This is a genomic window from Nocardioides sp. HDW12B, from assembly GCF_011299595.1.
Taxonomy (GTDB): domain Bacteria; phylum Actinomycetota; class Actinomycetes; order Propionibacteriales; family Nocardioidaceae; genus Marmoricola_A.
Window position 1 is genome coordinate 1,368,560 of sequence record NZ_CP049867.1, and the last position, 16,773, is coordinate 1,385,332.

18 protein-coding genes are annotated in these 16,773 nt (G+C 72.5%); 8 read left to right on the forward strand and 10 right to left on the reverse strand.

The window, feature by feature from the left end; genetic code table 11:
* Positions 1–171 precede the first annotated feature (171 nt).
* Entirely contained in the window at positions 172–969 is a 798-nt protein-coding gene (locus G7072_RS06460; RefSeq protein ID WP_166084788.1) for a hypothetical protein, read from the forward strand.
* A 13-nt stretch (positions 970–982) separates the two neighbouring features.
* On the opposite strand, the gene G7072_RS06465 is transcribed toward G7072_RS06460, so the two are convergent.
* The 5 genes from G7072_RS06465 to lipB all read right to left on the reverse strand — a co-directional run bounded on the left by G7072_RS06465 (position 983) and on the right by lipB (position 5,551).
* Entirely contained in the window at positions 983–1,678 is a 696-nt protein-coding gene (locus G7072_RS06465; RefSeq protein WP_166084789.1) for a DUF4191 domain-containing protein, read from the reverse strand.
* Positions 1,679–1,681: 3 nt separating this feature from the next.
* Positions 1,682–2,617 carry a lipoyl synthase gene (gene lipA / locus G7072_RS06470; RefSeq protein ID WP_166089773.1) on the reverse strand — a complete coding sequence of 312 codons (936 nt, stop codon included), beginning with the start codon at positions 2,615–2,617 and terminating at the stop codon, positions 1,682–1,684.
* 171 nt (positions 2,618–2,788) lie between these two features.
* Entirely contained in the window at positions 2,789–3,760 is a 972-nt protein-coding gene (locus G7072_RS06475) for a hypothetical protein (RefSeq protein WP_166084790.1), read from the reverse strand.
* A complete protein-coding gene (locus G7072_RS06480; RefSeq protein WP_166084791.1) occupies positions 3,757–4,713 on the reverse strand; it encodes an ABC transporter ATP-binding protein in 957 nt (318 codons plus the stop codon). Before G7072_RS06480 ends, G7072_RS06475 begins: the two co-directional genes overlap by 4 nt.
* Before the next feature lie 85 nt (positions 4,714–4,798).
* Entirely contained in the window at positions 4,799–5,551 is a 753-nt protein-coding gene (gene lipB / locus G7072_RS06485) for a lipoyl(octanoyl) transferase LipB (protein ID WP_206063308.1), read from the reverse strand.
* A 65-nt stretch (positions 5,552–5,616) separates the two neighbouring features.
* Here lipB and G7072_RS06490 point away from each other — a divergent pair, with 65 nt between their 5' ends.
* Positions 5,617–6,171: a hypothetical protein gene (locus tag G7072_RS06490; protein ID WP_166084792.1), complete on the forward strand. Its 555-nt coding sequence runs from the start codon at positions 5,617–5,619 to the stop codon at positions 6,169–6,171.
* A 33-nt stretch (positions 6,172–6,204) separates the two neighbouring features.
* Here G7072_RS06490 and G7072_RS06495 read toward each other — a convergent pair whose 3' ends face one another.
* The gene (locus G7072_RS06495) at positions 6,205–7,098 is read right to left on the reverse strand and encodes a TIGR01777 family oxidoreductase (protein WP_166084793.1); all 894 of its coding nucleotides are present in this window, start codon (positions 7,096–7,098) and stop codon (positions 6,205–6,207) included.
* 11 nt (positions 7,099–7,109) lie between these two features.
* Positions 7,110–9,041, reverse strand: coding sequence for a 2-oxoglutarate dehydrogenase, E2 component, dihydrolipoamide succinyltransferase (gene sucB / locus G7072_RS06500; RefSeq protein ID WP_166084794.1), 1,932 nt, complete (start codon positions 9,039–9,041; stop codon positions 7,110–7,112).
* A 154-nt stretch (positions 9,042–9,195) separates the two neighbouring features.
* On the opposite strand from sucB, the gene G7072_RS06505 reads away from it, so the two are divergent.
* Positions 9,196–9,558 carry a hypothetical protein gene (locus G7072_RS06505; protein ID WP_166084796.1) on the forward strand — a complete coding sequence of 121 codons (363 nt, stop codon included), beginning with the start codon at positions 9,196–9,198 and terminating at the stop codon, positions 9,556–9,558.
* Positions 9,559–9,598: 40 nt separating this feature from the next.
* Here G7072_RS06505 and G7072_RS06510 read toward each other — a convergent pair whose 3' ends face one another.
* A complete protein-coding gene (locus tag G7072_RS06510) occupies positions 9,599–11,155 on the reverse strand; it encodes a leucyl aminopeptidase (RefSeq protein WP_166084797.1) in 1,557 nt (518 codons plus the stop codon).
* Between the two features lie 42 nt (positions 11,156–11,197).
* Between G7072_RS06510 and gcvT the strand changes: the two genes are divergently transcribed.
* Positions 11,198–12,292 carry a glycine cleavage system aminomethyltransferase GcvT gene (gcvT, locus tag G7072_RS06515; RefSeq protein WP_166084798.1) on the forward strand — a complete coding sequence of 365 codons (1,095 nt, stop codon included), beginning with the start codon at positions 11,198–11,200 and terminating at the stop codon, positions 12,290–12,292.
* 37 nt (positions 12,293–12,329) lie between these two features.
* The gene (locus tag G7072_RS06520) at positions 12,330–12,602 is read left to right on the forward strand and encodes a hypothetical protein (RefSeq protein ID WP_346766220.1); all 273 of its coding nucleotides are present in this window, start codon (positions 12,330–12,332) and stop codon (positions 12,600–12,602) included.
* A 7-nt stretch (positions 12,603–12,609) separates the two neighbouring features.
* On the opposite strand, the gene G7072_RS06525 is transcribed toward G7072_RS06520, so the two are convergent.
* Both G7072_RS06525 and G7072_RS06530 read right to left on the reverse strand, forming a co-directional pair.
* Positions 12,610–13,617: an aldo/keto reductase family protein gene (locus G7072_RS06525; protein WP_166084799.1), complete on the reverse strand. Its 1,008-nt coding sequence runs from the start codon at positions 13,615–13,617 to the stop codon at positions 12,610–12,612.
* Positions 13,618–13,663: 46 nt separating this feature from the next.
* Positions 13,664–14,275, reverse strand: coding sequence for a DUF3043 domain-containing protein (locus tag G7072_RS06530; RefSeq protein WP_240917173.1), 612 nt, complete (start codon positions 14,273–14,275; stop codon positions 13,664–13,666).
* 137 nt (positions 14,276–14,412) lie between these two features.
* Between G7072_RS06530 and G7072_RS06535 the strand changes: the two genes are divergently transcribed.
* From G7072_RS06535 to G7072_RS06545, 3 genes are read left to right on the forward strand one after another with little or no spacing between them, the layout of a single operon-like run.
* A complete protein-coding gene (locus tag G7072_RS06535; RefSeq protein ID WP_166084800.1) occupies positions 14,413–15,240 on the forward strand; it encodes a PspA/IM30 family protein in 828 nt (275 codons plus the stop codon).
* A complete protein-coding gene (gene htpX, locus G7072_RS06540) occupies positions 15,237–16,199 on the forward strand; it encodes a zinc metalloprotease HtpX (protein ID WP_166084801.1) in 963 nt (320 codons plus the stop codon). The genes G7072_RS06535 and htpX overlap by 4 nt, the downstream gene beginning before the upstream one ends.
* 8 nt (positions 16,200–16,207) lie before the next feature.
* On the forward strand, positions 16,208–16,771 hold the full coding sequence (locus G7072_RS06545; protein ID WP_166084802.1) for a hypothetical protein: 564 nt from the start codon (positions 16,208–16,210) through the stop codon (positions 16,769–16,771).
* Positions 16,772–16,773: the final 2 nt, after the last annotated feature.

The window sequence follows — 16,773 nt, forward strand, 5'->3', positions numbered from 1 at the left end:
GTGGATGGTTCGTGCCTCTCGCTGGAGCGGATTGCCCGAGCGGGGCGGTTTCCCGGTCGCGGACCCTGTGAAATCTACCCAGCCGGTGGAGGCGCCACGCGTCCGGTCCGCGACGGCGGGGGACGAGCGCGACCGCCTGACAGCGCCCCGCCGCTCTCATACCGTTGTCACATGAGGCTCACGGGGGGACGGCGCGCCGGCGCGGCGCGGTCCGGTACGTCGACCGCAGCGGGGCTCGCCGCGCTCGTCGCCACCGTGCTTCTCGCCGGCTGCTCGGGCGCTGACTCGCCGACCCCGGAGGCGACGGAGACGTCCTCGTCGGCTTACTCGGCCGAGGGCGACCCCCGTGAGGCCATGCTCGCCGCCCTGCTGCGCCGCCTGGACCTGTCCTTCGACGACCCGTCGAGCTACACGTTCACCACGCGTTCGACGGGCACCTACGTGGCCACGGCTCGCGGCGAGGGCAACCTGCGCGAGACCATCGCGCAGCACACGTCGTCGTGGCGGCTGCAGGCGCCCGACGGCGTCGACCGCTTCCGCTTCGCGATGAACGGTGCGACCGGGGCGTACGTTGGGTCGGGGCTGCCGCCCTCGGAGTCACCGCGGTTCGTGGAGGTCAACGGCGAGACCTTCGACGTGGTCGAGGCCGTCAACGGGCCGGGCGCGGACAGCCTCCCGGCCTGGACCGACGGGATCGACGAGGTGGCCGACCAGATGAGCGACATCGACCTCGACCCCGACGGCACGGGCGACACGGTGGCCTTCACCCTGCCGACCCGGAGGTGGCTGTCCCCCGACGAGGTGCTCCCCCCGGGCATCGACGCCACCACCGACTACGAGCTGACCTTCGACGGGGAGGAACTGGTCCGGATCGAGGCGCTGCGTGACGACACCATCGTCACGACGCGCATCGAGCACGGTCCCTACCGGGGCATCGCCCTGCCCGCGGTCGCACGTCAGGGTCCCTGAGCGCAGCGACGGCTCAGCGGCCACGCATCTGGCCGCGCATGCCCTTCATGCTCGTCGGCACGGGGCCCTTCGGCAGCGGGACGGCCGGGCGGGAGGCGTCGATGGCGCGCAGCCGGGCGACGATGTCGGTCATCTGCGCGGGGGTGATCTGCTTCTTCATCTTCGTCAGGTGCCGGGCCAGCTTGCCCAGCGGGATCTGGCCCTCGGCGTTGCCGACCACGACCTGGTGCACCGGGACGTCGGCGACCACGCGCTGGTGCCGTCGCTGCTCGGCCGTCATGAGCTGCTTGACCCGCTGCGGGTCACCCTCGCCGAGCAGGACGATGCCGGGCGGACCGGTGAGCCGGTGCACGACGTCCTGCTGCTTGGTGAACGCGATCATCTCGTCGGTGCGCCAGCGGCGTCGCAGCACACGGAGCACGGCCAGCGCGGCGCCGGGCTTTCCCTCGATCTGCTTGATCTGGCTCTTGGTGGCGCGGCGTCCGAAGACGATGAGCGTGCCGAGCAGTCCGAACATGACCCCGACGACGATGTCGAGGACCAGGAAGTCCGGCGGGATCAGGATCATCAGCGCCGTGCCGACCAGCGCCGCGAAGACGAAGGTCCCCAGCAGGATCAGACCGAGGCGGGGGTCCCCGGGCTTGGTGAGGCGGTAGGCCTCACGGATCTGCTTGATCCTGCCGGGCTTGCCGGACTTCTCACGTGCCATGGGTCAGGATCCTACGGCCTGCACCGGGCGCTGCGCGCCGAGGTCTCCACGTCGGTCGAGGGCCTGCTGGTACAGGCGTCCGGCGCGGTACGACGAGCGCACGAGCGGGCCCGAGAGCACCCCGGCGAACCCGATCTCCTCGGCCTCGGTCGCCATCTCGACGAACTCCTCGGGCTTGACCCACCGCTCGACCGGGTGGTGGCGCGGCGACGGGCGGAGGTACTGCGTGATCGTGATCAGCTCGGTGCCGGCGTCGTGGAGGTCGCGCAGCGCCTGGGAGATCTCCTCGCGGGTCTCGCCCATGCCGAGGATCAGGTTGGACTTGGTGACCAGGCCGAACTCGCGCGCCGAGGTCAGCACGGCCAGGGAGCGGTCGTAGCGGAACGCCGGGCGGATGCGCTTGAAGATCCGCGGCACGGTCTCGACGTTGTGGGCGAGCACCTCGGGACGGGACTCGAAGACCTCGCGGAGCTGGTCGGGGTCGCCGTTGAAGTCCGGGATGAGGTTCTCCACCCCGGTGCCGGGGTTCAGCTCGTGGATCTGCTTGACGGTCTCGGCGTACAGCCAGGCGCCGCCGTCGGGCAGGTCGTCGCGGGCCACGCCGGTGATGGTGGCGTAGCGCAGCTGCATCTTCTGCACGCTCTCGGCCACCCGGCGCGGCTCGTCACGGTCCAGCGGCTGCGGCTTGCCGGTGTCGATCTGGCAGAAGTCGCAGCGCCGGGTGCACTGGTCGCCGCCGATGAGGAACGTCGCCTCGCGGTCCTCCCAGCACTCGTAGATGTTGGGGCAGCCGGCCTCCTGGCACACCGTGTGCAGTCCCTCGGACTTCACCAGCGCCTTGAGCTCGGTGTACTCCGGCCCCATGCGCGCGCGGGTCTTGATCCACTCCGGCTTGCGCTCGATCGGCGTCTCGGCGTTGCGCGCCTCGAGGCGCAGCAGCTTGCGCCCCTCGGGGGCGGCGGAGCCCGCGCTGGGGCGGGCAGCACTGCGCTCGGGGTTGCGCTCAGGACGTCGCTCGAGATCGGAAGTCACGAGCCCGATCGTACGCCGCGAGCAAGCCCGTCCCGAATCGACGACGCCTGTCGGTCCGGTCCTCCGGGGACGTGCGGGTCAGGAGATGTCGCGGCGCGTGAACGAGAGCAGCGAGACGCCCACGGCGAGGAGCAGCAGCACCCCGAGGTAGACCGCCCCGTGCTCCAGGGTGAGCACGTAGGTGGGGTCGCACCCGTCCCGGAAGGCCCCTCCGGCGCCGCAGATGCTCTCGTCGTAGACCTCGGTGCCGTTGCCGATCCAGGCCGTGAGGTTGTTGAGCAGGGACCACTGCGTCATCCGCTCGAACGGCAGCGTCAGTGCGAGCAGCTCGACGACCACGGTGAGGCCGAACATGGCGCCGATCGCGCCGCTCGTGCGGCGCAGCCACATGGTGATCGCGTAGCCGCCGAGGGCGGCCGCGGCCACCAGGGCCAGCGTGCGCAACGAGGTCAGCACGATGCCCCGCCAGAGGGGCTCGGTGACCGCGATGTCGCGTGCCTCCGCGACGGCGACCACCCCGGCCCAGAAGCCGACCACCGCCACGGTCGCGGCGAGGCTGGTGCCCAGCGTCACGGCGGCCGCCTTGGCCAGCCACATCCGCAGCCGACGGGGACGGAACAGCAGCTGGTTGGTCAGTGACCCGCTGCCCCAGTCGGCGCCCACGAAGGTGGCGCCGACGAGCACCGAGATCGCCGCCAGCAGGATGCCGATGCCGGGAGCGGTGGTCCGCACCGTCTCGGCGACGTCGAGGACGGGTCGCGCGGTGAAGTACTCCAGCTGGGGGCCGAGCGTCTCGCACTCGTCCGGGTCGACCGGGCCGCCGAAGAACTGGGACGGGTCCTCGCGGCACTCCTCGATCTGGGGGAGGGCGTCGGCCTGCTCGCGCTCGAAGCGCTGCTCGGCGCGCGTCATCTCGGCGCCGGTCAGCGGGCGGGTCTCGTAGACGACCGCGGCGAGCACCACGAAGGTCAGCCCGAGCATGACGAGGACCAGCGCGACGACGGCGCGCCGGCTGCGCCAGCGGCTCAGCTCGACCAGCAGCGCCCTCATGGCCGGTCCTTCTCGTCGGTGCGGCCGGACGGCGGGAGGCCCTCGCCGCCGGTCAGGCGCAGGAACACCTGCTCCAGGTCGGCACGGTCGGGGACCAGCTCGCTGACGAACAGGCCGGCCTCGGCGAGCACCTGGGTGATCCGGGCCGGGTCCTGCACGCATTCGACGTACAGCCGGGTGCCGTCGGGGGTAACCGCGAGGCCGGCGTCCTCCAGCAGGTGGCGCGCCCGCTCGGGCTCGCTGACACGGACGCGCACCCCGGGGGCGGTCTCGCGGCCGACCAGCTCCTCGACGCTGCCCGAGGACAGCACGCGGCCGTTGCCGATGATGGTCGCGGAGTCGCAGACCTGCTGGACCTCGGCGAGGATGTGCGAGCTCAGCAGCACCGTGACGCCCGAGGCGCCCAGGTCGCGCACCAGCTGGCGGATGTCGCGGATGCCGGCGGGGTCGAGGCCGTTGGTCGGCTCGTCGAGGATCAGCACGTCCGGCGACTTCAGCAGTGCCGCGGCGATCGCGAGGCGCTGCCGCATGCCGAGGGAGTAGGTGCGGTAGCGGTCACCGTCGCGACCCTCGAGCCCGACCTCGGAGAGCACCTCGTCGACGCGGGAGCGGGGGACGCCGATGGAGCGTCCCAGCAGGCTGAGGTTGCGGCGACCGGTGAAGGTCGGCAGGAACTTCGGCTCCTCGACGATGGCGCCGACGCGGTCCATCACCGCCGGCAGCCGGCGCGGGACCTCCTCGCCGAGCAGGCGCATCGAGCCGGCCGTGGGCCGCGACAGCCCGAGCAGCATGCGGATCGTCGTGGTCTTGCCGGAGCCGTTGGGACCCAGGAAGCCGTGGACGCCGCCGCGGGGCACGGCGAGGGCGAGGTCGTCGACGGCGACGTGCTTGCCGCCGCGGACGCGTCGGAACTCCTTGCGGAGCCCGTCGGTCTCGATGACGTGGTCGGTCATGGCTCGTTCCGGTCGTGGGTGGACGCCACGGGGGCGGGGCTCGAGGTGAGCCGCGATGCCCGTCCCACTCTGCCGCAGCCGGTGCTCAGCGGTGGGGATTGAGGACCGGGACACGCACGGTCGGACCCGGTGACGTCCGGCGCCCCGGCTCGGGACGCGGCTCGTAGTCGGGCGTCCGCTCGTAGGGCTCCCAGGCCAGCAGCTCGCGCAGGTGGGTGCTCACCAGCGGAGCGACCTCTTCGACCCCGACCCGCCGCCCGCACTCCTGGCTCAGGGTGGTCACGCCGGCGTCGCTGATGCCGCAGGGCACGAAGCGGTCGTACCACCCGAGGTCGACGTCGCAGTTGATCGCGAACCCGTGCATCGCCACGCCCTGGGCGACCCGGATGCCGATGGCGGCGACCTTGCGCTCGGGGCCGCTCGCGTCCGCCTGCAGCCACACGCCGCTGCGACCGGGGACACGGGCCGTCGTCACCTCCAGGTCGGAGCAGGCCCGGATCAGGGCCTCCTCGAGGCGGCGGACGTAGTCGACGACGTACACGTGGCCGGGTAGGCGCACGATCGGGTAGCCCACGAGCTGACCCGGGCCGTGGAAGGTGATCTTGCCGCCCCGGTCCACGTCGACGACGGGGGTGCCGTCGGTCGGTCGCTCGTGGGGCTCGGTGCGCTTGCCGGCGGTGTAGACGGGCGGGTGCTCGAGGAGCAGGACGGTGTCGGTGCCGCCGCCGACCACGCCGGCGTGGACCTCGCGCTGCAGGTCCCAGGCCTCGACGTACGGCACGGCGTCGGCGCCGAAGCCGACGGTGCGGAGCTGCAGGTCGCCTCGCGTCTCGCTCACGGCGCCGAGCCTACGCCTGTGGAGAGAGCGAGCGGGCGGGGCCGGTCGCGGGTCAGGATGCCTCGATGCGCCCCTCGTCCCACGCTGTCGCTGCCGCCTCGTCGCTCGCCGGGGCGTTCGTCGGCGCCGCGGTCGCGCTGCAGCTCGGCGTCGTCGAGCTCCCCGGGGCCGACAGGTCGACGGCGCAGGCTCCGGCGGGGGCGCCGGCAGCGGCCGTTGACGCGTCCCGCGCCGACGGGACGCGCCCGCCCCGCAGCAGCGAGCTCCGCGAGCGGCGCGCCACCGTCGAGGCGCTCCGGCTGCTGCACCGCTGGGACGCGCGACGCGAACGCGCCTGGGCGCGCGGCGACGCCGCGTCGCTGGCGCGTCTCTACACCGGTCGGTCGGTCGCCGGTCGGCGCGACGTCGCGCTGCTGGAGAGGTACGTCGCTCGCGGCTGGACGGTCGACGGCACGACCCCACGGATCGTCGACGCCGCGGTGGAGGAGAGGGCCGCCGACCGCGTGCGCCTGCGGTTGAGCGAGGCGGATCCGGGTGCGGGCCCCGACCTCCACGCACGCGTGGTGACGCTGGTGCGCTCGACGACCGGCTGGCGGGTCGGGCGCGTCACCGCCGGGTGAGGTCCCGGCGCCGGGACGACGGGGCGCGGCCGATCAGCGCAGAGCGTCCGTGATCCGGTCGTGGATGTCGTTGTGGGCGAAGGCGAAGCCCTCGTCGAGCAGCCGCTGCGGCTCGATGCGCTGTGACGCCAGCACCTCGCCGCCGATCGGCCCCACGAGCGGGTTGCGCAGCGCGAACGACGGCACGCGGATCTTCGCCGGCCGGTGCAGCGCCTGGGCCAGCTGCTCGGTGAACTGTGCGTTCGTCGACGGCTCGGGCCCGGTGAGGTTGTAGGCACCGCTCGCGCCGTCGGAGTGGGCGAGGTACGTCGCCGCACCCAGCCAGTCCGTCAACGAGATCGTCGCGAAGTACTGCGTCCCGGGACCCAACGGACCCGCCACCCCGGCCTTGAAGGCGGGGAGCATCGTCTTGAGGGCGCCACCGCGCTTGCTGAGCACCACGGCCGTGCGCATGACCGCCACCCGGACACCGGCGTCGACGGCCGGGGCCGCGGCCTCCTCCCACTGCCGCGTCACGTCGGCCATGAAGCCCTCGGCGTCGGTCGGGGAGTGCTCGGTGATCGTCGTCGCACCACGGTCGCCGTAGCCCGAGATGCCGTTCTGGGCGAGGAACGAGGGGCGGCGCTGCGACGCGGCCACCGCCTCCGCGAGCGTGCGGGTGGTGGTGGTCCGGCTCTCGAGGAACGTGCGCCGGTAGGACTCGTTCCACGGGACGTGCACGAGCCCGGCGCCGGCCAGGTTCGCCACCACGTCGGCGGACTCCACCAGCGACGTGTCGAGGCGCCCGGCGCTCGGGTCCCAGCGGGACTCGTCGGGGCCTGACGGGTCGCGGCGGACCAGGGTCACCACCCGGTGACCCTGGGCCCGCAACGACTCCGTCCAGGCGCGACCGAGGAAGCCGGACGCGCCGGCGATCAGGAACTGCATGGGTCCTTCCGTCAGACCTCGAACGATCCGGCCTCAAGGCGCTCCTTGACCTCCGAGAGGAAGCGAGCGGCGTCGGCGCCGTCGACCAGTCGGTGGTCGTAGGTCAGGGCCAGGTAGACCATCTGGCGCACCGCGATCGTCTCGCCCAGGTTCGGGTCGGAGATCACGACGGGACGCTTGACGACGGTGCCGGTGCCCAGGATCGCGACCTGCGGCTGGTTGATGATCGGGGTGTCGAAGAGCGCGCCCCGGCTGCCGGTGTTGGTCAGCGTGAACGTGCCGCCGGACAGCTCGTCGGGTCCGATCTTGTTCGACCGGGTGCGCTCGGCCACGTCGGCGATCTTGCGCGCCAGGCCGGCCACGTTGAGGTCGCCGGCGTTCTTGATGACCGGGGTGAGCAGGCCCTTCTCGGTGTCCACCGCGACCGCGACGTTCTCGTGGTCGAAGTAGGTGACCTCGCCGGCCTCGGTGTCGATGCGCGCGTTGAGCGACGGGTGCGCCTTGAGCGCGTCGATCGCCGCCTTGGCGAAGAACGGCATGAACGAGAGCTTCACGCCCTCGCGCGCCGCGAACTCCGCCTTGTGGGCGTCGCGCAGCCGCGAGATGTTCGTGACGTCGACCTCGACCACGGTGGTCAGCTGGGCGCTGACCTGCAGCGACTCGACCATGCGCTTGGCGATGACCTTGCGCAGCCGGCTCAGCGGCTCGGTGCGTCCGCGCAGGGGGCTGGGCTCCGGCGCCTTCGCCGAGCCCCCACCGGAGGCAGCCGGTGCGGCCGCCGCGGCCGGGGCCTCGGACGGCTTCTCGGCGCCCTTCTCGGCGGCCTTCGCCGCGTCGAGGACGTCCTGCTTGCGGATGCGACCGCCCACACCGGTGCCCTCGACGTCGCTGAGGTCGACCCCGTGCTGCTGGGCGAGCTTGCGCACCAGCGGCGTGACGTAGGCGTCGCCGTCCGAGGACGAGCGGCTCGAGCCGGACGACGAGGACCCGCCACGCTCCTGGCCGGTCTCCTGGCGCGTCACCTTCGACGGCGCCGGGGCCTTCTCGTCGGTCTTCGGCTCGCTGGCGGACTCCTTCGCGGAGGCCTTCTGCTCGTCCTTCGCCGGCTCCGGCTCGGGCTCCGGCTCCGGCTCCGGCTCCGGCTCGGGCTCCGGCTCGGGCTCCGGCTCGGGCTCGGGCTCGGGCTCGGCGTCGTCCGATCCGCTCGACGACGGCTCGCCGTCGCCGACGATCGCGAGCTCGGCACCGACCTCGACGGTCTCGTCCTCCTCGACCTTGATCTCCAGCAGGGTGCCGGCGACGGGGGAGGGGATCTCGGTGTCGACCTTGTCGGTCGAGACCTCCAGCAGGGGCTCGTCCACGGCCACGTCGTCGCCCACGGACTTCAGCCACCGGGTCACGGTGCCCTCGGTGACCGACTCGCCCAGCTCGGGCAGCACGACCGCCTGGCCGCCGCCGGAGCCGCCCTTCGAGCCGCCGCCGGACGACGCGGGCTTCTCAGCCGGCTCGTCGTCGGTGTCGTCCTCGTCGGCGCTCTCGTCCTCGGCGTCGTCGGCCTGCTCGGCCTCGTCGTCCGCGGACTCGTCGGACTCGTCGGACTCGTCGGACTCGTCGGACTCGTCGGACTCGTCGGACTCGTCGGACTCGTCGGACTCGTCGGCGTCGGCCGAGTCGTCGGAGCCACTGTCGTCCGAACCGGCCTCGTCGGAGTCACCGATCACGGCGAGCTCGGCACCGACCTCGACGGTCTCGTCCTCCTCGACCTTGATCTCCAGCAGGGTGCCGGCGACGGGGGAGGGGATCTCGGTGTCGACCTTGTCGGTCGAGACCTCCAGGAGGGGCTCGTCCACGGCGACCTCGTCGCCGATCGACTTCAGCCAGCGGGTCACCGTGCCCTCGGTCACGGACTCGCCCAGCTCGGGGAGGTTGACGGGAGTCGCCATGCGGTGTTTTCGCTCCTTCTGCGCTCTGCGTGAGAGGTCGGGGGCGCTGCGATCCAGCTGCGCACTGGGTGTCGCCACAGCACCGGGCCCGGGTCCCGGCTGTCGGGGTCCGGACCATCCTTGCACCTTTCACGAATAGGTCACACTGATGCCCATGGGAATGCTCGACAGGTTGCGGGGGAAGAAGCGCCGTCCGCGCAACGGCGGCTTCACGACGGTGCGCGGCTCGGACTCGGCCGACAAGGCGCACCTCGTCGAGTTCGCGAAGAGCCGCCGCGGGGTGGAGGGCTTCGTCGAGCCCCGCACCGCCATCAGCGACATCACGATGCTGCTCGTCGCGCACGACGGGGAGTGGACCCGGCGGCGGGTGCCCTCGGTGCAGTGGGCGCACTCCTTCTGCAACGACCAGGGCATGCCGTCGTACGACGCCGCCGTGGTCGGCTACCCCGAGCGCATGCGTGCCTACAACCGGCGCCAGAGCCAGGCCCGCAAGCAGGGCGGCTCCGAGCCGTCCTGACGGTTCAGCCCGGTCAGCCCGGTCAGCCCGGTCAGCCCGGTCAGTCGGTCGGGGCGTCGGCCAGGTCGCGCGCGAGCTCAACCAGGGTCGCGACGGACACGCCCGTGCCGCCGGCCGTGACGTGGCCGTAGGCGGACTTGTCGTTGTAGGCGGGGCCGGCGATGTCGAGGTGCAGCCACGGCACCTCGTCGACGAACTCGCGCAGGAACGCAGCGGCGTACGACGCCCCGCCCCACCGCTCGGCGTTGTGCTGCGCGAGGTCGGCCATCTTGGAGTTGCCGCGCACCTTCTCGCCGAACTCGTCGGGGATGGGCAGGTGCCAGAAGGCCTCGCCGGCGCGGTCGCTGGCCTCCTCGAAGCGGGCCAGGGCGGCGTCGTCGTTGCCGAACAGGCCGCTGACGCGGTCGCCCAGGGCCACCATGCAGGCGCCCGTCAGGGTGGCGACGTCGACGACGAGGTCGGGCTCGGCCTCGACGGCGTGCCCGAGCGCGTCGGCCAGGATCAGGCGGCCCTCGGCGTCGGTGTTGAGGACCTCGACGGTCTTGCCGCGGTACATCGTCAGCACGTCGCCGGGGCGGGTGGCGCGGCCGGAGATCATGTTCTCCGCCATCGGCGCGAACGCCGTCACGCGCACCGGCAGCTCGAGCTCGGCGATGGCGAGGACGGCGTTGACGACGCTGGCCGCCCCCGCCATGTCCATCTTCATCGTCGTCATCGAGGCACCGGGCTTGATCGACAGACCGCCCGAGTCGTAGGTGATGCCCTTGCCGACCAGCGCCAGGTGGGCCGTCGCGTCCTGCGGCTCGTAGCTGAGCCGGACCATCCGGGGCGGGGCGTCGGAGCCGCGGCCCACACCGAGGATGCCGCCGCAGCCGGCGTCGGCGAGCTCGGAGTCGTCCCAGACCGTGAGCGTGACCGCCGCTGTGCCGGTGGCGTTCTTCCCGCGCTTGCCGGTGGCACCGCCGAGCTCGGCGTGCGTGGCTGCCACGGCGTCGGCGAAGACGGCCGGGGTCAGGTCGCCGGGCGGGGTGTTGACCCAGTCGCGGGTGCGCGCCACGGCCGCCGCGACGACCTCGGCCGTCCGCAGCGCCTCGACGTACTCCGCGCGGCGGGCGCCCTCGCACAGCACGATGACGTCGCTGGGCCGGTCCGCGGGGTCGGAGGTGCGGTAGGTGTCGAAGTCGTAGCCGCCGAGCGCGAAGCCCTCCGCGGCGGCGCGCACCAGCGCCGGGTCGTCGGAGGGCAGCGCGAGCGCGACGGAGGTGGCGTTGGTGACGGCGCGTGCCGCGGTGCCGGCCGCACGGCGTACGGCGGTGGTGGTCGCCTCCTCGCCCAGGCCGACGAGCAGCAGCAGCGGCGACTTGACCACCCCGTTGGTGGGGACGGTGGCGACCTGACCGGCCTTGCCGGTGAAGCCGAGCGTGGCCAGCAGCGGCTTGAGCTTCTTGCCGTAGGCGTCGGCGACGGCCTCGCCGCCCGGCGCGATCTGCGGTCCCCGGCCCGACGAGCCCGAGGAGCCCGAGGAGAGGACACCGACGACGAGGGCGTCGGCTCCGGTGCGGTCGGCAGCGGCCTTGCGGAGGATGTAGGAGGTCACCCGCGCATGCTAGTGGGGAGCGGTGAGCAGTAGGTTCGACCCATGAGCGAGCTGACCTCCCCGCTGCACGACCGCCACGTCGCCCTCGGCGCGAAGCTCGCCTCCTTCGGGGGCTGGCAGATGCCGTTGGAGTACGGCAACGGTGGGGTGCTCAAGGAGCACGCCGCGGTCCGGGAGCGGGTCGGCGTCTTCGACGTCAGCCACCTCGGCAAGCTGATGGTCTCCGGCGAGGGCGCGGCGGCGTACGTCAACAGCACGCTCTCGGCCGACCTCGACCGCGTCGGTCCGGGCGGGGCGCAGTACACCCTGTGCTGCGACGAGGGCGGCGGCGTCGTCGACGACCTCATCGCCTACCGGTACGCCGACGACGAGGTGGGCCTGGTGCCCAACGCCGCCAACAGCGCCGAGGTGGCGCGCCGGCTGACGGAGTCGGCGCCCGCCGGGGTCACCGTCACCGACCGACACCGCGACCTCGCCGTGCTGGCCGTCCAGGGGCCCTCCTCCGACGAGACGCTGGCGGCGCTCGGCCTGCCCGCCGGCCACGACTACATGAGCTTCCAGGTCGCTGAGCTGGACGGCGTGCCCGTCACCGTCTGTCGCACCGGCTACACCGGCGAGCGCGGCTACGAGCTGATTGTCGGCGCCGAGCAGGCGCCGGCGCTGTGGGACGCGCTGCTCGAGGCCGGCGCGGCGTACGGCGTGCTGCCGTGCGGCCTCGGTGCTCGCGACACGTTGCGCACCGAGATGGGCTACCCCTTGCACGGGCAGGACATCTCCCTCGACATCAGCCCCGTCGAGGCCCGTCTCGGGTGGGCCGTGGGCTGGAAGAAGCCCGCGTTCTGGGGGCGCGACGCGCTGCTGGCGCAGAAGGAGGCCGGCCCGGCGCGGGTGCTCCGCGGGCTGGTGGCCCAGGGCCGCGGCATCGCCCGACCGGGCATGCGGGTGATGCTCTCCGAGCACGTCCCGGTCGGCACCGTCACCTCCGGCACCTTCTCCCCGACGCTCCGCACGAGCGTGGGGCTCGCGCTGATCGACGCGCAGGTCACCGACGGGGCGGAGGTCGCCGTCGACGTCCGGGGGCGCCGGGAGATCTTCGTGGTCACCAAGCCGCCGTTCGTGCAGCCGTCCGTGCGCTGAGCACCGGTCCGTCGGCGCCGCCGACTACGGTGGGCCCATGAGCATCGGCATGGAATCGGCGTTCGGCTCGGACCGTCCCTCGGCGCAGTCGACCTGGTGGTGGCGGCGCGAGGACTCCGCGGGCGGCACCGTCGCGCCGGCGGACGGCGGTGAGGCCGACCAGCCGCGCTTCCCGTCCCAGAGCGACGCCGAGACCTGGGTGGGGGAGACCTGGCGCGATCTGCTCGACGCCGGTGTCGAGCAGGTCGTGCTCATGGACGGTGACCGCGAGGTCTACGGCCCGATGAGCCTGCGCCCCGCGGGCAGCTGAGGTCCGGTCAGCCGAAGTCGCGCGTCGCCGGCGACTGGGTCTTGGCCGGGTCGCGCTCGACGCGGTCGCCGAGGATCTCGTCGACCTTGCTCATCAGCTCGTCCTCGAGGACGACACCGGAGGCGCCGACGTTGTCGGCGACCTGCTCGGGTCGCGAGGCGCCGATGATCGCGGCCGAGACGTTGTCGTTCTGCAGCACCCAGGCCACCGCGAGCTGCGCCATCGACAAGCCGGCCTCCTCGGCCAGGGGCACCAGCTGCTGCACGCGCGACAGGACGTCGTCGTCGAGGAAGCGCTTGATCATGTCGGCGCCACCCTTCTCGTCCGTCGCACGGGACCCGGCCGGGAGGTCCTCACCCGGCTTGTACTTGCCGGTCAGGACGCCCTGGGCGATGGGTGACCAGACGATCTGCCCGATGCCCAGCTCGCGGCTGGTGGGGACGACCTCGTCCTCGATGACGCGCCAGAGCATGGAGTACTGCGGCTGGTTGGACACCAGCGGGATGTGGAGCTCGCGGGCCAGCTCGTGCGCCGCCCGGATCTCCTCGGCCCGCCACTCGGACACGCCGATGTAGTGCGCCTTGCCGGAGTGCACGACGTCCGCGAAGGCCTCCATGGTCTCCTCGAGCGGCGTCTCGTAGTCGTAGCGGTGTGCCTGGTAGAGGTCGACGTGGTCGGTCTGCAGGCGGCGCAGCGAGCCCTCGATCGACTCGCGGATGTGCTTGCGCGACAGTCCGTGGTCGTTGTGGGCTCCCGGGCCGGTGGGGAAGTAGACCTTGGTGAAGATCTCCAGACCCTCGCGGCGCTCGCCCTTGAGGGCCTCGCCGAGGACGGTCTCGGCCGCGGTGTTGGCGTAGACGTCGGCGGTGTCGAAGGTGGTGATGCCGTGCTCGAGGGCGGCGTGCACGCAGGCGGTGGCGGCGTCGGCCTCCACCTGGGAGCCGTGGGTGAGCCAGTTGCCGTAGGCGATCTCGCTGATCTTCAGGCCGCTGGCCCCGAGGTTTCGTGTCTTCATCCCTCGACCGTAGCCAGGGCGTCGGAGGGCGAAACCCCCACGGGGCTCAGCGGTAGTGCGCGGGCAGCGCCTGACCCAGCTTGACCTGGGTCTTCGGCAGGCGCATGAAGCGGAGCTGGAGCGAGCGCATCAGGGCGTAGAGCGTGGTCCGCTTGTGGCTCTCGTCGGGGAAGCGTCGCTTGAGCTCGCGGCGCAGCCGGAAGCGGAGCAGCACCGAGTCGAGCACGACGACCACGAGGGTGGCGTTCATGATGCCGTTGCCGGCGGCCACGACGCCGGAGGCCGACAGCAGCAGGCTGGCCAGCAGCAGCGGCATCGCGAACTCCGCCATGCACAGCCGGTGGTCGACGTAGTCGCGGATGAAGCGCTTCACCGGGCCGCGGTCGCGGGCGGGGAGGTAGCGCTCGTCGCCGTCCTTGATGCCCTGCCGGATCGTGCGGCTCTTCTCCATCTGGAACTGGCGCTGCTGCTTGCGCGAGGCCTTGGGGTCCAGGGCGGCCTTGGCACGGGCCCGCGCGGCGGCCTCGGCCTCGCGACGGGTCGGGGTCGGGCGGCCCTTCTTCTCACCCACGCCCGACGAGCCGGTGGAGGCCGTCGCGCCTGCGGTCGTCGTGCTGGCCGGGGCGGTCGTGGAGCCGGAGCTTCGTCGGGAGAACACGGGGTCAGGCTACCTCCGCCGCGGGTCGAGGGCACCCCGGCAGCACCCGAGCGGCTCGGCGTGTACCGCGACGTGCTCCGGCCTCGTAGGCTGGGGAGCGTAGGCACGTCCGTCCCATCGAAAGGGGCTGCAGGGCAATGGCTCTCTGGCAGCGGTTCCGCATGATCTTCAGCGCGAAGGCGAGCAAGGCGCTCGACCGTGCGGAGGACCCCAACGACACGCTCGACTACAGCTACCAGAAGATGCTGGAGATGCAGCAGAAGGTACGCCGCGGCGTGGCTGACGTGGCGACGAGCCGCAAGCGTCTGGAGATCCAGATGACGCAGCTGCAGCAGGGGTCGGACAAGCTCACCACCCAGGCGCAGACCGCGCTGGCGCAGGGGCGCGAGGACCTCGCCCGCGAGGCGCTGACCCGCAAGAGCGGCCTGACCGGGCAGCTCTCCGACCTCCAGCAGCAGCACGCGCAGCTGCAGGCGGAGGAGGAGAAGCTGACGCTGGCCTCGCAGCGGCTGCAGACCAAGATCGAGGGCTTCCGCACCCGCAAGGAGACGCTGAAGGCGACCTACAACGCCGCCAAGGCCCAGACCTCGGTCAACGAGGCGTTCTCGGGCATCTCCAACGAGATGGGCGACGTCGGCCTGGCCATCGAGCGGGCCGAGGACAAGACCGCGCAGATGCAGGCCCGCTCGGGCGCCATCGACGAGCTCATCGCCTCGGGCGCGCTCGAGGACCGCGTCGGCGGGGGCGGCGACGACATCGACCGCGAGCTCGCCGCCATGTCCTCGACCTCGCAGGTCGAGGCCGAGCTGGCGCAGCTCAAGGCCGGTGTGCAGCCGCCGCAGTCGATCGACAGCACCCCGGCGCCCCAGGCCATCGACGCCTCCGGTCCGGCCGCCACCGCACAGCCGAGCCAGCCCGCCGCCCAGCCGGTCGCCGAGCCGGTGGAGGACCAGGACAAGCAGTGAGTCGCACCCGCTTCGCCCCCGACCACGGGCTCACCGCCCGGATGACCGCCACGATGTTCCTGCTGGGGCTGCTGTTCGTGGCGGTCGTGGTCGGCGCCATCCTGTTCGCCGGGCGCGGACTGGGGCTGATCATCGGCATCGCCGCGCTGGGCTTCGTCTGGTGGCAGTGGTGGAACTCCGACAAGCTCGCGCTCAAGGCCATGAAGGCCCGGGTCGTCAGCCCCCAGGAGGCGCCCGAGCTGCACGCCATGATCGACCGGCTCTGCACGCTCGCGGACATGCCCAAGCCCACCGTTGCCATCGCCTACACGAACCTGCCGAACGCCTTCGCCACCGGCCGCTCGCCGAGCCACTCGGCGGTCTGCGTCACCACCGGCATCCTCGACCGACTGACGCTCGAGGAGCTCGAGGGCGTGCTCGCCCACGAGCTGTCCCACGTCGCGCACCGCGACGTCATGGTGATGTCGCTGGCCTCCACCGCCGGCATCATCACCGGCATGGTGCTGCGGGGCGCGCAGTTCGGCGGGCTCGGCATGCTGGGCGGGCGCCGCGACGACCGCAGCGGCGTCCCGGTCTGGCTGCTGATCCTGCTGGCCAGCATCGTGGTCTACGCCATCAGCTTCGTCGCCACCAAGATGCTCTCGCGCTACCGCGAGCTCGCGGCGGACCGCGCCGGCGCGTTCATGACCGGCAACCCGTCGGCCCTGGCCAGCGCGCTGACGAAGATCAGCGGGGAGATCGCCGTCATCCCGAAGAAGGACCTGCGCGCGGCGGAGCCGATGAACGCGCTGTTCATCGCCCCCGCGGTGGCCGGGGTGTCGTGGAAGACGCTGACCTCGACCCACCCCTCCCTGGAGCAGCGGCTCGCGCAGCTGGCCCAGGTGGCGACCGAGCTCGGCCGACCGCTCGACGGCGGCTTCCCGTCCGGGCCGACCGGCCCCGCCGGGCCCCCGCGCTGAGCCCCGGGATGGGTATCTGGGACAGCCTCCGCGGCCGGCGCACGGTCCGCGGACCACAGCTCGACGGCCTCTTCGCCCTGCCCTCGGCCGCCGTGACGTTGCAGTCCGCGGCGTCCTTCGTGCCGACCGGCACCGGCGCGATCTGCTTCCGCGGCGCCCAGGGGCCGGCGTTCGCGCAGACCCTGAGCGACCTCGTCGAGCTGCTCGACGCCGACGACGACCTGCCCGTCGAGCTCGTCACCGACGGCTACGGCTTCACCTGGCTGGTCTCGCGCCAGGACGACGTCGAGTCGCTGGTCACCGACCTGCACACGGTGGTCGGCAGCCTCGAGGTGCAGGGCTTCGCCGCGCAGATCCTCTGCTCGCAGATCGGCTTCCGCGACGCGACCGGGCGGGTCCTCGCCCTGGTCTACCTGCACAAGAGCGGCAGCTTCTACCCGTTCGCGCCCTTGGAGGGCCAGCAGCGCGACAACGTGCTCGAGCTCCAGGTGCGCGACCTGCTGCGCAACGAGCTGCCCGTCGAGGCGGACCTCAGCCGCTGGATGGCACTCTGGGGCGCCCCGGGTCTGTGACC

What these genes read in the sequence shown, in the direction of transcription:
- G7072_RS06460 (WP_166084788.1), top strand. Translation starts at nt 172, where the DNA reads ATGAGGCTCACGGGGGGACGGCGCGCCGGCGCGGCGCGGTCCGGTACG.
- G7072_RS06465 (WP_166084789.1), bottom strand. Translation starts at nt 1,678, where the DNA reads ATGGCACGTGAGAAGTCCGGCAAGCCCGGCAGGATCAAGCAGATCCGT.
- G7072_RS06475 (WP_166084790.1), bottom strand. Translation starts at nt 3,760, where the DNA reads ATGAGGGCGCTGCTGGTCGAGCTGAGCCGCTGGCGCAGCCGGCGCGCC.
- G7072_RS06480 (WP_166084791.1), bottom strand. Translation starts at nt 4,713, where the DNA reads ATGACCGACCACGTCATCGAGACCGACGGGCTCCGCAAGGAGTTCCGA.
- G7072_RS06490 (WP_166084792.1), top strand. Translation starts at nt 5,617, where the DNA reads ATGCGCCCCTCGTCCCACGCTGTCGCTGCCGCCTCGTCGCTCGCCGGG.
- G7072_RS06495 (WP_166084793.1), bottom strand. Translation starts at nt 7,098, where the DNA reads ATGCAGTTCCTGATCGCCGGCGCGTCCGGCTTCCTCGGTCGCGCCTGG.
- sucB (WP_166084794.1), bottom strand. Translation starts at nt 9,041, where the DNA reads ATGGCGACTCCCGTCAACCTCCCCGAGCTGGGCGAGTCCGTGACCGAG.
- G7072_RS06505 (WP_166084796.1), top strand. Translation starts at nt 9,196, where the DNA reads ATGGGAATGCTCGACAGGTTGCGGGGGAAGAAGCGCCGTCCGCGCAAC.
- gcvT (WP_166084798.1), top strand. Translation starts at nt 11,198, where the DNA reads ATGAGCGAGCTGACCTCCCCGCTGCACGACCGCCACGTCGCCCTCGGC.
- G7072_RS06520 (WP_346766220.1), top strand. Translation starts at nt 12,330, where the DNA reads ATGAGCATCGGCATGGAATCGGCGTTCGGCTCGGACCGTCCCTCGGCG.
- G7072_RS06525 (WP_166084799.1), bottom strand. Translation starts at nt 13,617, where the DNA reads ATGAAGACACGAAACCTCGGGGCCAGCGGCCTGAAGATCAGCGAGATC.
- G7072_RS06535 (WP_166084800.1), top strand. Translation starts at nt 14,413, where the DNA reads ATGGCTCTCTGGCAGCGGTTCCGCATGATCTTCAGCGCGAAGGCGAGC.
- G7072_RS06545 (WP_166084802.1), top strand. Translation starts at nt 16,208, where the DNA reads ATGGGTATCTGGGACAGCCTCCGCGGCCGGCGCACGGTCCGCGGACCA.